10 protein-coding genes and 1 pseudogene are annotated in these 12,148 nt (G+C 66.9%); 9 read left to right on the top strand and 2 right to left on the bottom strand.

The features are described from left to right. Nucleotides 1-7 precede the first annotated feature (7 nt). Entirely contained in the window at nucleotides 8-424 is a 417-nt protein-coding gene (locus ACZ5TO_RS11990) for a group II truncated hemoglobin (protein ID WP_184143737.1), read from the bottom strand. A 114-nt stretch (nucleotides 425-538) separates the two neighbouring features. On the opposite strand from ACZ5TO_RS11990, the gene ACZ5TO_RS11985 reads away from it, so the two are divergent. The 4 genes from ACZ5TO_RS11985 (at nucleotide 539) to ACZ5TO_RS11970 (ending at nucleotide 3,426) form a co-directional block, all read left to right on the top strand. Next, nucleotides 539-1,099, top strand: a complete 561-nt coding sequence (locus tag ACZ5TO_RS11985; RefSeq protein WP_464798244.1) for a TetR/AcrR family transcriptional regulator — start codon at nucleotides 539-541, stop codon at nucleotides 1,097-1,099. A gap of 40 nt (nucleotides 1,100-1,139) precedes the next feature. Next, nucleotides 1,140-1,481: a DMT family transporter gene (locus ACZ5TO_RS11980; protein WP_184143733.1), complete on the top strand. Its 342-nt coding sequence runs from the start codon at nucleotides 1,140-1,142 to the stop codon at nucleotides 1,479-1,481. 107 nt (nucleotides 1,482-1,588) lie between these two features. After that, the gene (locus tag ACZ5TO_RS11975) at nucleotides 1,589-2,374 is read left to right on the top strand and encodes a ThuA domain-containing protein (protein WP_464798243.1); all 786 of its coding nucleotides are present in this window, start codon (nucleotides 1,589-1,591) and stop codon (nucleotides 2,372-2,374) included. A gap of 8 nt (nucleotides 2,375-2,382) precedes the next feature. After that, entirely contained in the window at nucleotides 2,383-3,426 is a 1,044-nt protein-coding gene (locus tag ACZ5TO_RS11970) for a Gfo/Idh/MocA family protein (protein WP_464798242.1), read from the top strand. A 2-nt stretch (nucleotides 3,427-3,428) separates the two neighbouring features. Here the strand turns inward: ACZ5TO_RS11970 and ACZ5TO_RS11965 are convergent, their stop codons facing one another. After that, the gene (locus tag ACZ5TO_RS11965; protein WP_464798241.1) at nucleotides 3,429-4,445 is read right to left on the bottom strand and encodes a substrate-binding domain-containing protein; all 1,017 of its coding nucleotides are present in this window, start codon (nucleotides 4,443-4,445) and stop codon (nucleotides 3,429-3,431) included. A 286-nt stretch (nucleotides 4,446-4,731) separates the two neighbouring features. Between ACZ5TO_RS11965 and ACZ5TO_RS11960 the strand changes: the two genes are divergently transcribed. The 5 genes and pseudogenes from ACZ5TO_RS11960 to ACZ5TO_RS11940 all read left to right on the top strand — a co-directional run bounded on the left by ACZ5TO_RS11960 (nucleotide 4,732) and on the right by ACZ5TO_RS11940 (nucleotide 11,999). Beyond that, nucleotides 4,732-5,850, top strand: coding sequence for a hypothetical protein (locus ACZ5TO_RS11960; protein WP_464798240.1), 1,119 nt, complete (start codon nucleotides 4,732-4,734; stop codon nucleotides 5,848-5,850). Nucleotides 5,851-6,009: 159 nt separating this feature from the next. Then, nucleotides 6,010-6,372, top strand: a pseudogene (locus ACZ5TO_RS11955) (TetR/AcrR family transcriptional regulator); the annotation flags it as partial. Nucleotides 6,373-6,457: 85 nt separating this feature from the next. Next, on the top strand, nucleotides 6,458-7,408 hold the full coding sequence (bcsN, locus tag ACZ5TO_RS11950; protein ID WP_464798239.1) for a cellulose biosynthesis protein BcsN: 951 nt from the start codon (nucleotides 6,458-6,460) through the stop codon (nucleotides 7,406-7,408). An 83-nt stretch (nucleotides 7,409-7,491) separates the two neighbouring features. After that, a complete protein-coding gene (gene bcsA, locus ACZ5TO_RS11945; protein ID WP_464798238.1) occupies nucleotides 7,492-9,660 on the top strand; it encodes a UDP-forming cellulose synthase catalytic subunit in 2,169 nt (722 codons plus the stop codon). Continuing rightward, complete coding sequence (locus ACZ5TO_RS11940; RefSeq protein ID WP_464798237.1) at nucleotides 9,657-11,999, top strand: cellulose biosynthesis cyclic di-GMP-binding regulatory protein BcsB; 2,343 nt, start codon at nucleotides 9,657-9,659, stop codon at nucleotides 11,997-11,999. The genes bcsA and ACZ5TO_RS11940 overlap by 4 nt, the downstream gene beginning before the upstream one ends. The last annotated feature ends 149 nt before the right edge of the window (nucleotides 12,000-12,148 follow it).

Here is a 12,148-nt window from a genome sequence, read left to right as displayed (position 1 = left end):
GCTCTTCCTATTCCTGGTTCTGCATGTGGTGGGCGAGCCGCGTCACCGGCTCGAGGATGATCTTGCGCAGGCCCTCGCTCGGCACGGTCTCCTCCAGCGCCCGCACGAAGCAGAGCAGCCATTCGTCCCGTTCCGCAGGACCGATCGACGCCATGAAATGGCGGCGGCGCAGCATGGGATGGCCGCGCTTCTGCGTGTAGAGGGGCGGTCCGCCGAGCCAGCCCGTCAGGTATTCGTAGAGCTTTTCCTCGCTGCCCGAGAGGTCCGGCGGATGGATGGCGCGGCAGCGCGCCGCCTCCGGCAGGCTGTCCATCAGCGCGTAGAAACGGCGCGTCAGCGCCCGCACGCCGGCATCCCCGCCGACCGCCTCGTAGAGCGTGATCGCCTCGCCTTGCTGTTCCCGGTCGTCGCCCGTTTCCGTCATGGCTTTTCATAGCTCCGGCGAGGCGTGCAGGCAACGCCGCATCGCGCCTGCGGCAACTTGCCGGCGCGCGCTTGCGCCATTGACATAAAACCGTCCAGACGGTATGTTCATGCTATGAGCAAGGCCCATCACCGCAGGAAGCAACCCGAAGCCGTCCGCCAGCAACTGCTGGAGGTCGCGGCGAAGCTGTCGCTGGAGAAGGGGCCGGCGAGCGTGACGCTCGATGCGGTCTCGCAGGCCGCCGGCGTCAGCAAGGGCGGGCTGCTGCACCACTTCCCCAACAAGCTCTCGCTGCTCGACGGCCTCTTTGCCGACCTCACGGAAAAGCTCGACCGGGCGCTGGCGGAGCGGATGCGCGAGGACCCGCACCCGAAGGGCCGCTTCACGCGGGCCTATGCCGCCGTGTTCTTCCAGCCGGAAGGCCTGCAGGACGGCGACCAGTGGAAGGTGCTGACGGTGGCGCTGATTTCCGAGCCGCACCTGCGCGAGCGCTGGCGGCAATGGATGGAGCGGCATCTTGCCGAGAATATCGGCACGGATTCCTTCCTCGACGCCCTCCTCGTGCGCTACGCGGTGGACGGTCTCTGGCTTGCCGATCTCCTCGGGGCGCCGGTCATCGATGCCGAGGCCCGCGCCGCCATGCTCGCGCGTCTGCTCGCGCTTTCCCGTTCCTGATCCTTCCCGCCTTTCGCGCCCTGTGTGCCGGAGCCATGCCATGAACCTCACCGCCGTCTATGCCGTCCTCGTCGTCGCCATCGTCTTCGAGGTGCTCGGAACCTCCGCCATGCAGGCCGCGCAGCACTTCTCGCGCCTCCTGCCGACGGTGATGATGGTGGCGTGCTATGCCGTCGCCTTCTACTTCCTCTCCTGGAGCCTGCGTTACGTTCCGGTCGGCATCGCCTATGCCATCTGGAGCGGTCTCGGCATCGTGCTGATCTCGCTCGTCGGCTATTTCGCCTTCGGCCAGAAGCTCGACCTTGCCGCCGTGTGCGGCCTCGGCCTCATCATTGCCGGCGTCGTCGTGCTGAACCTTTTCTCCAAATCGACATTCCACTGAAAGGGAGCCGGAATCGGCAGGGCCCCCGCTTGCCAAGAAGCGGGTCTGGTTCTATCGGTTGCGCGAATTGAAAGCGGTTTCAATTTTCGGCCTTGAAGGAACGGTACATGGCAATACGCACCATCGTATGGGGTGAGAACATCCACGAGCAGACGAACGCGGTCGTCCGCTCGATCTATCCGAACGGCATGCACAACACGATCGCCGACGCCCTCAACAGGGACCCGGCCATCGAGGCGACGACGGCGACGCTGCAGGAGCCCGAGCACGGGCTGACCGAGGCCCGCCTTGCGGACACGGACGTGCTTGTCTGGTGGGGCCACAAGGACCACGGCGCGGTCGACGACGCGGTGGTGGAGCGCGTGGCAAGGCGCGTCTGGGAAGGCATGGGTCTTCTCGTGCTGCATTCCGGCCATTTCTCGAAGATCTTCAAGCGCCTGATGGGCACGCCCTGCGCGCTGAAATGGCGCGAGGCGGGCGAGCGCGAGCGCGTCTGGGTCGTCAATCCGCGCCATCCCATCGCCGAAGGCCTTGGCGAGAACTTCGTTCTGGAAAACGAGGAGATGTACGGCGAGCAATTCTCCGTGCCGGAGCCGCTGGAAACGGTCTTCATCTCCTGGTTCGCCGGCGGCGAGGTGTTCCGCTCGGGCCTCACCTGGCGACGCGGGGCCGGCAACGTCTTCTATTTCCGTCCGGGCCACGAGACCTATCCGACCTATCACGACGCGACGGTGCAGAAGGTGCTGGTCAACGGCGTGAAATGGGCCTTCAACCCACAGGGCACCTATACGGCGATCCACGATGCGCCGAACGTGCCGGTGGAACGGGCGCTGGAGCCCATCGAGGAGCGCGGCCCGAAACTCCACGAGGCCGGCGAAGCCGGTTACCGCTGAGGAAAGCGATGCGTCTTCTTGTTCTTGGAACGGGCGGCATGGCCAACAGCCATGCCCAGCACTTCGCCGCGATCGAGGGTGTCGAGCTGGTCGGCGCCGTCGACGTCGATCCCTCGCGCGCCAGGGCCTTCGCCGAACAGCACGGCATTCCCAACGTCTTCACCTCGCTGGACGATGCGATCGCCTGGGACGGTTTCGACGCGGCGACCAACGTGACGCCGGACCGGGCGCATCATCCGACGACGCTGGCGCTGCTTGCGGCGGGCAAGCATGTCATGTGCGAGAAGCCGCTGGCGGAAAATCACGCGAAAGCGGACGAGATGGCCCGGGCGGCCGAGGCCTCCGGCCTCGTCACCATGGTGAACCTCACCTACCGCAACGTCGCGCCGCTGCAGAAGGCGCGCGCCATGGTGGTGGCCGGCGAGATCGGCCATGTGCGCCATGTCGAGGCCTCCTACCTGCAAAGCTGGCTGGTTTCCAAGGCCTGGGGCAACTGGGCGACCGAAAGCCAGTGGCTCTGGCGCCTTTCCACCAAGCACGGCTCCAACGGTGTGCTCGGCGATGTCGGCATCCACATCCTCGACTTTGCCGGCTACGGTGCGGCGAGCGACGTGGAGCACGTCTTCGCGCGTTTGAGGGCCTTCGACAAGGCGCCCGACAACCGGATCGGCGAATACGACCTCGATGCCAACGACAGCTTCACCATGACGGTGGACTTCGCCAACGGCGCGCTCGGTGTCATCCATGCGAGCCGCTGGGCGACGGGCCATCTCAACGAACTGCGCCTGCGCATGCATGGCGACAGGGGCGCGCTGGAGGTCATCCACTCGACGGAAGGTTCGCGCCTGCGCGGCTGCCTCGGCGAGGATGTGGAAAAGGCCGTGTGGCGGGAGATCGACGCCGGCACGGTGCCGACCAACTACCAGCGCTTCGCCACCGCCGTGGCGGCCAACCAGCAGGTCGAGCCCGGCTTCCGCCATGCCGCCGATCTCCAGAAGGTGCTCGATCTCGCCATCGAGACGGAAAAGGAGCGCCGGGAGCTCAAGGTCTGAGATCAGCCGGGTGCCGGGCCGGTCGAGCCGCGCACGCGGAAATCGACGGGCCATATCTCCTGCAGCGCCTTCGGCGCCTCGCCCCGCAACAGCCGCAACACAAGATCGCCGATCCGCTCGCCCGCAGAGCGGATCGGCGATTGCGTCGTGGTGACGGGCGGCACGAAGTTTTCCGGGCTGAGATAGGGGAAGACGTCGTCATGGGCGATGAGCGAGACGTCCCTGCCGACGGCAAGCCCCGCGATGCGGATCGCCCGCATGGCACCGAGCGCCGACATCATCGAACCCGCGATGATTGCCGTGGGCGGGGCGGGGAGGGCCAGGAAACCCTGCATCAGCCGGAAGCCGTTCTCGTCGGTGAACTCGCCGTGGCCCGTGAGTGCCGGATCGGCGGCAAGCGACCGGCGGGCAAGCGCCGTGCGGTAGCCGAGGTCCCGGTCGCGCGCATAGGTGGTTGCCGGATCGCCGTTGATGAGGGCGATGCGGCGGTGGCCGAGGCCGGCCAGATGCTCCGTGGCGGTGGCGATGGCGCCGAAATTGTCGATGTCGAGGAAGGCGAAGGGCCTTTCGGCCTCGCTGCGGCCGTGCACGACGAAGGGCAGGCCCAGCTTCTGGAGGAGGGCGATGCGCGCATCCGCGACCTTCGGCGTGTGCACGACCACGGCATCCACCCGCTTGCTGGCGGCAAGGCGCCTGTAGGCCGCCGCCTCGTCGGCCTCGGTCTCGACGGTCGAGACGAGGATGTCGATACCGTCCTTCTGCAGGCGCGTCGAAAGCCCGCCCATGAATTCGCTGGAATGGGGGCCGAAGCGCCCGCCGCCCTGGAAGACGATGCCGATGGCGCCGGCCCGGCCGGTCGCAAGCCGCTGGGCGCTGATGTTCGGCCGGTAGCCGAGCCGCTCGGCCGCTTCCAGCACGCGCGCCCGCGTTTCCGGCTTTACCTCCGGATATCCGCTCATCGCCCGGCTCACCGTCGTCTGCGACAGGCCGATGCGGGCGGCAAATTCCTTCAGTTTCATTCGCTCTCCCCGGCGTTCTGGCCGCCCTTTATGGCCCTTCGGACCTGGGGGAGCAAGCAAGGGACCGGGCCTTGGGTGCCTGCACGCCGGCACTTTCTTTAAGTTGCATAATCCCGCTTGAAATTTGTAAAAGACAAGTTAAGGTAACGATATTAGCGAGAAGGTTGTAATTTACTTCTAGGTCGCCTCTATGTGAATGGCGAAGCGGGCGGCATTTACTGCGGCCTGCCAATGATTTTTTCCGGGCAGGGACGGCCCGGTTTTGCGACGATCTTTGGGGGAAGTCATGCAGTCGAGCATCGAACGGCCGGCTGCAGCGGGTCCGTTTGCGCGATCGGGCCTGCTGCCGGAAAACCTCACACGAGCCGAAGGCGGGCGGCCCCGGCGGGGGCGCACCGTGCCGCCGGCCGATCGGACGGGGCCTCCGCTCGTCCATGTCCCTTCCGCCGGCGGGCGTTTTCCCGCCTATCTCCGTTTACTCGAGCGGTCGTTCGGCGCGCGGCCGGGACGGCTGCGGGATATCCTTTTCGCCCGCGCGCCTGTCCTGTTCCTGGCGGTCGAGGAGAGCTTCCTGCTCTATGTATTCGCCGGGCTGCTGCGCGCGCTCATGGGACGGCGGACGGTCGGCCTGCTGCTGCGGCCCCTGCCGCTCGCCGTGTCGGGCAACCGCCGGTGCCGGTGGAGGCGCGCCGTGCTCGGCCGGCTCCGGCGCATCGGTGCGATCCGCACGCTGACGGCCCTGCCGTTCGACGTCTTCCCGGCCTTTGCGGCGATTGCCGACGGCTGGATCCACGATTTCCAGCTCTGGGACCTGACTGCGGAGGAACGCACGGCCGTGGAACTGCTGCGCGAGACGCGGCGGACGGGCGGGCGCCTCGTGCTGACGGCCATCGGCGCGCAGGATTGGCGGAAGGGGTTCGACCTCTTTTCCGAGAGCTATGTCGGATTCACCAGCCTGCAGGCGCGTTTCCGCTTCATCGCCTGCGGCAAGGTTGCAGAGGAGATGGCGGCCCATGCTGCGGCCCTGCGGGGCGCCGGCGGGGTCGTGGTGGACCGCGTCATCTCGGATGCCGAGCTGCTCGGCGCCTATGCGGCGAGCGATGCGGTCTGGTGCCTCTATCCGCCGGCGGGCGACCATGCCTGCGGCATCTTCGGCCGCGCCGCCCAGCTCGGCCTTCCCGTCGTGGTGCGGCAGGGATCGCTCTGTCATCGGCTCTGCGTCCTGGAAAACATTCGCCATGTCGCGGTGACCGCCAATGACATGACCGCGCAGCTTGCCGCACCGCTGCCGCCGCGCGACATGATGGGCGGACGGCTCGCCGCCATGCGCTTCGCCCGCCACAGCAAGGCGGTGCTCCGCACGGCGCTCGGCCTTGCCCCAAGCCAGGACGAGGCGGGAGCCTGAGGCTTCCTAGGCAATGCGCTTGCCGTCCTCCTTGGTGAACGGCCCGTTCTGCGTGTCCGCCAGAATGCCGAATATGACTTTGGAGGGGCGGCGTCCGTATCGTCGCCACCGAGGAATTTGCAACGCATAGCCGTGCTGAAGCGCGCCTTTCGCGAGACCCGCACCCTCATCTCGACCACCTTCGACCATGACGAGGCCAATCCCGATTTCGTGCGGCTGGTCAGCATCGAGAACATCCACCGCGCCGCGCACATGATGCGCTCGGAAGCGATCCGCGACCTCAATGTCTCCGTCATCGAGACGATTGCCGGCATTCTCGAACGCGGGCAAGCCGAAGGCGTGTTCACGCGCCGGGCGGACCCGATCGATGTGCACATGCTGATCAGCGCCTTCTGCTTCTTCCGCGTTTCCAACCGCCATACGTTCGGCATGATCTTCCGCCGCGACCTCTCCGAAGAGGAGACGATGATGCGGCACAAGGGCATGATCGCCGATGCGGTGATCAACTACCTCAAGGCATAGGGCCCGGAGGCCGGACCCTGGCGGCTCTCGTCTCGCCGCGTATCTGGGGATTCCTATTTTCCGGCCGGCGAACTATGACTTCTCCATGGAAGATTCGGCGAAGATTCGTTTTTCACGTCGCGGTGGACCGTTCCTCGCAAGGGCCGCGCTCCTCGGTACGGTCACGGCGATGGCCGCCGCGGGATGTGCGGCGCGGCCGGGCGTGGGTATCGCGACGACGTCGGTGATCGTGCCGGCCTCGAGCGCATTGGTCGTGCCCGCGCCGGGCACGTCTTCCATCGTCAGCGTGGTCCAGCGGCAATACACCAATGCCGTCGAGCAGCAGGTGGCGCTGTCGACGTCCGCCGCCACCCCCGGGCAGAATTTCCTGAGCATCCAGGCTTTCGGCCCGGTCGAGACGGTCGCGATGCCCGGCGGCACGCTCGCCTTCAAGCCGGTGCGCCATTCGGCGATCCTGTCCGAGATCCGGACCTATTTTCCCGGCCGGGCGCTTGCGATCTCCTCCAATTTCGTGCGCAACGGCTACGGGCCGTTCGGCTACGCCTACGGCCGTGGCGCCGGCAATGACGGCTGCCTCTACGGCTGGCAGCAGATCCGTTCCGACGAGGCCGACCGCAACAAGCTCAACAGCCTCGGCATGATCCAGATCCGCCTTCGCGTGTGCGAGGCGGGCGCCTCGGAGAAGGATCTGGTCGAGTTGATGTACGGCTATACCATCGTCGGCGGCTTTGCCGGCGCGACGTGGAACCCTTACGGCAAGCCCGCGTCCGTGGACGGCGAGATCGGCGGCGGCGAGCCGCTGCGCGTGCCGCTCGACGAGCGCAAGGCGGCGGCGGAGCCGGAAGGACGTGTCGTCCGGGCCCGTGCGGTGCCGGAAAGGAAGCCGGCCCTGCGGGCGGAAACAACGGGAACGGGCAGCGCCGTCATCGTTCCCTCGCCCACCGGCGGCAATGCCACGGCGACCGCGACCGATGCCGTCGTGGTGCCGTCGCCGGTCTGCGTGACGGGCGCATCGGGGTCGGCGACCTGCAAATGACGTCCGGGCCGCTAGCCTAAATTTTTCCTTAAGGGTCTCACGGTAAATCTCGCCTCAACGCTATGATGGCGAAGGACGGGTGTATGAGACATTCCGGCACGGTTATCCTGTGGGCGCTCGTGTCCGCCCTGGTGATCCTTGTGATCACGCTGCCTATCAATCTTCAGACACAGCTGGTCGCCAGCATCGCCGTGGTCACGTTCATGGCGGTGATCAAGGTGCTGCGCGCCGAGGGCACCTGGCGGCTCATCGCGCTCGCCTTCGGCACCGCGGTGGTGCTGCGCTACGTCTACTGGCGCACGACGAGCACCCTGCCGCCGGTCAACCAGCTCGAGAACTTCATCCCGGGCTTCCTGGTCTATCTCGCCGAGATGTACAGCGTGATGATGCTGGCCCTCAGCCTCTTCGTCGTGGCCATGCCGATGCCCCCGCGCAAGAGCCGCACGGCGGTGGACGGAAGGCTCCCCTCCGTGGACGTCTTCGTGCCGAGCTACAACGAGGACACGGCCCTTCTTGCCAACACGCTCGCCGCGGCGAAGGCGATGGACTACCCGGCGGACAAGCTGACGGTCTGGCTGCTCGACGACGGCGGCACGGAGCAGAAGCGCAACGCGGCCTCCGTGGTGGAAGCCCAGACGGCCGGGGCGCGCCACCGCGAACTGCAGGCGCTCTGCCACGATCTCGGCGTCAACTACCTGACGCGTGCGCGCAACGAGCACGCCAAGGCCGGCAACATGAACAACGGCATGCAGCATTCGACCGGCGAGCTCATCGCCGTCTTCGATGCCGACCATGCCCCTGCGCGCGATTTCCTGCGCGAGACGGTCGGCTATTTCGCCGACGATCCGAAGCTCTTCCTCGTCCAGACGCCGCATTTCTTCCTGAACCCCGACCCGCTGGAGCGGAACCTGCGCACCTTCGAGACGATGCCGAGCGAGAACGAGATGTTCTACGGCATCATCCAGCGCGGCCTCGACAAGTGGAACGCGGCCTTCTTCTGCGGCTCGGCGGCCGTGCTGCGGCGCGCCGCGCTCAACGAGGCGGGCGGCTTCTCCGGCCTTTCCATCACCGAGGATTGCGAGACGGCGCTGGCGCTGCATTCGCGCGGCTGGAACAGCGTCTATGTCGACAAGCCGCTGATCGCCGGCCTCCAGCCGGCCACCTTCGCCAGCTTCATCGGCCAGCGCAGCCGCTGGGCGCAGGGCATGATGCAGATCCTGCGCTTCCGCTTCCCGCTCTTCAAGCGCGGGCTCTCGCCCTCGCAGCGCCTTTGCTACATGTCCTCCATGCTGTTCTGGCTGTTCCCGTTCCCGCGCACGATCTTCCTCTTCGCCCCGCTCTTCTACCTCTTCTTCGACCTGGAGATATTCACGGCCTCGGGCGGCGAGTTCCTCGGCTATACGCTCGCCTACATGCTCGTGAACCTCATGATGCAGAACTATCTCTACGGCTCGTTCCGCTGGCCGTGGATCTCCGAGCTCTACGAATATGTGCAGAGCGTGCATCTGCTGCCCGCCGTCATCTCGGTCATGCTCAATCCGACCAAGTCGACCTTCAAGGTCACGGCGAAGGACGAATCGATCAAGGTCTCGCGGCTTTCGGAGATCAGCCGGCCGTTCTTCGTGATCTTCGCCGTGCTGTTCGTCGCCTTCCTGATGAGCATCTACCGCTTCTATTCCGAGCCCTACAAGGCGGACGTCACCTTCGTCGTCGGCGGGTGGAACCTCCTGAACCTCCTCATCGCCGGATGCGCCCTCGGCGTCGTCTCCGAGCGCAGCGAACGGGCGGCGAGCCGGCGCGTCACGATCAAGCGCCGCTGCAGCTTCGTCTTCGGCGGGCGGAATTATCCCGCGACGCTGGAGAACGTCTCGGCGCACGGCGCGCGCATGCAGGTCTTCGGGCTCGAAACGGAGGCGCCCGTCGGTGCCACCGCCGAACTGCGCTTCGTGCCCTACGGCGCCGAGCACGAGGAGGCGCTGCCGGTCGACATCCGCAACCACGAGAACCTCGGCAATGTCGTGGCGATCGGCTGCCGCTTCATGCCGGAGATCGCGCGCCACCATGCGCTCGTCGCCGACCTGATCTTCGCCAACTCCAACCAGTGGAGCGATTTCCAGGTTTCCCGCCGGTCCAATCCGGGCCTCGTGCGCGGCACGCTGTGGTTCCTCGGCATCGCGCTCTACCAGACGAGCCGCGGGCTTCTCTATCTCCTGCGCAGCATGGGCGGGCGCAAAGAGGAGGCCGCATCGTGACCTTCTCCATTGCAAGGGCGGCCATGCTCGGCCTTTCCCTCGTCCTCTTCGCCCCTGCCGGTTTCGCGCAGGAAAGCGCGGTTCCCTTCGACATGTCCGGCGAGCGCCCGGCCGGCGACAGGACGCCGGAGGCCGGCGGCAACGAGCCCGTCGTCACGACGATGCCGGAAAAGAAGGCCCCTCCGGCGGATGCCGCTGTCCGGCGCTACATCATCCCGGCTGCCTCGCTGCTCCTCGGCGGCGAGGTCGACAGCCAGTCCTTCCCCATCTACCTGACGAAGGCGCAGGCGAGCGTGGCGACCGCGATCCATCTCGGCTATTCCAACGCCGTCGTCGTCGCGCCGGAATCCTCGAACCTCACGGTCGTCGTCAATGACGTTTCGGTCGGCAGCGTGCCGATCCAGTCGCCGGAAGGCACAAAGGACATCCGTTTCGATCTGCCCGCCGGCCTGCTGCGGCCAGGCGTCAACCGCGTCACCATCGCCGTGGCGCAACGCCACCGCACCGACTGCACGATCCGCTCGACCTACGACCTCTGGACCGCGGTCGACCCCGCGCGCACCTATCTTGCGGTGCCGCGCGAGACGGACGGGCGGCTGCTGACGGCCGACGACATCGCCGCCATCGGCGTCGGACCCGAGGGGCGGACGCGCTTTACGATGGTCGTGCCGGAAATGGGCCAGCCTGCTGCGGCCAACGCCCTCATGCGTCTCGGCCAGGGACTGGCGCTGATGGCGAAAATGCCGAACCAGACCTTCGATGTCGTCGAGACGTTGCCGAAGACGGCCGGGCCCGGGGGCCTCACGGTTCTGGTCGGCACGGCCGGCGATCTTTCACCCATCCTGCCCGATCTGCCGGCGACCGCGCGCTCCTCCGCGATCTCCACCTTCGTCGATACGCCTTCCGCCGACCGCAAGGTCTTCGTCGTCAGCGGGCCGGACTGGCCGTCGATCGAGGCGGCGGTGGAGGGCATCGTTTCCCCCGTCGACCGGCCGCCGGGCGTCAACCGGGAAGCGCTCAGCGTGCGCCAGCGCAATGCCAGCGAAATGCCGCTGGTGACGGGCGAGGCGCTTTTGACCTTCGCCTCGCTTGGCGTGCGCACCAGCGAGTTCGGCGGTCGCCGCTTCCGCGCCGGCTTCGATATCGGCATCCCGTCGGATTTCTACGCCGGCGCTTATGGCGAGGCGACGCTCCTGCTCGACGCGGCCTATTCCGCAGAAGTGCTGCCGGGCAGCCATGTCGACGTCTATGTCAATGGCAGCATCGCCTCCACCGTGCCGATCACCAGCCGGAACGGCGGTATCTTCCGCCACCTGCCGATCCGGGTGACGATGCGCCACCTCAGGCCCGGGCCCAACCGCATCGACCTGGAGGCGGTGTTGATGACCAGGGCCGACACGGTCTGCGCGCCCGGCGCTACGGCACTTGCCGAGCCGCGCTTCGCCCTCTTCGATTCCTCCGAATTCCGCCTGCCGCGCTTTGCCCGCATCGCACAGCTTCCGAACCTCGCCGCGCTTTCGGGCACCGGCTTTCCCTATAACGGGCAGGCCGATCCGGCCGCGCTGTATCTCGACCGCCTCGACGGCGACACGCTGTCGGCCGCTGCGACCTTCCTCGGCAAGCTGGCGGTATCGAGCGGCCGCGCCATACGGGTGCGGCCGGAAACCTCGGCGCTGGCGATCAGCGGGCGCGACGCCATCCTCGTCGGCACGATCTCGCAGCTCCCGCCCCTCGTTCTCGGCCAGGCCCATATCGCGGCCGAAAGCGCATCCGCCTGGGGTGCGCCGGCCTCGGGCGGCTCGCAGCAGGGGGCGACGCAGGAAGCCTTCGCCGAATGGCAATCGCGCGTGCGCGGCGGCTCATGGCGCGGGCAGATTTCCGCGCTCGAATCCTGGCTGCAGGCCACGTTCGACATATCCTTCTCCTCGCTCTCCCTGCTGCCGGGGGCGGAAACGCCGGTTGCGCCGGACGAGAAAGCGCGCTTCCTCGTCGCGCAGGGCGACAATCCGGAAGAAACGGCGACATGGACCGTGCTGACGGCCCCGAGCGGCGCGGCGCTCAAGGCCGGCATGGACGACCTTGCACAGGATGTCCGCTGGCAGCAGCTCGACGGCTATGTCAGCCTTGCGGGAGAGGATGCCGGCGCGCTCGATACGCACGCCGCCGCGCGCACGCGGTTCGTTACCACCCAGCCCTGGAGCTTTGCCAACCTGCGCCTCATCGCCGCCAACTGGCTTTCCTCGAACATCCTCGCCTATGCGGCGATCTTCTGCGTCCTTTCGATCCTTCTCGGCATTGCCACATCGGGGCTGTTGCGACGTTTCGGAAGGCCTTCGTGAGCCGGTTTTTACGAGTGGTTAACCATATCGCGCTTTTATCGGGCCTGGTTGGCTCTTCCTGGGGGACATGGCGACATGTCCCGTCGTTCATGGCGCATGGTGTCGCCGCGGTCCAGGCCGGGAGCCGGATGTGGCTAGCATACCGGGGA

Source organism: Shinella sp. Sh6 (genome assembly GCF_055392685.1).
Note: the sequence above shows the minus strand (reverse complement) of the source record. Positions and strands in the feature narration are given on the sequence as shown.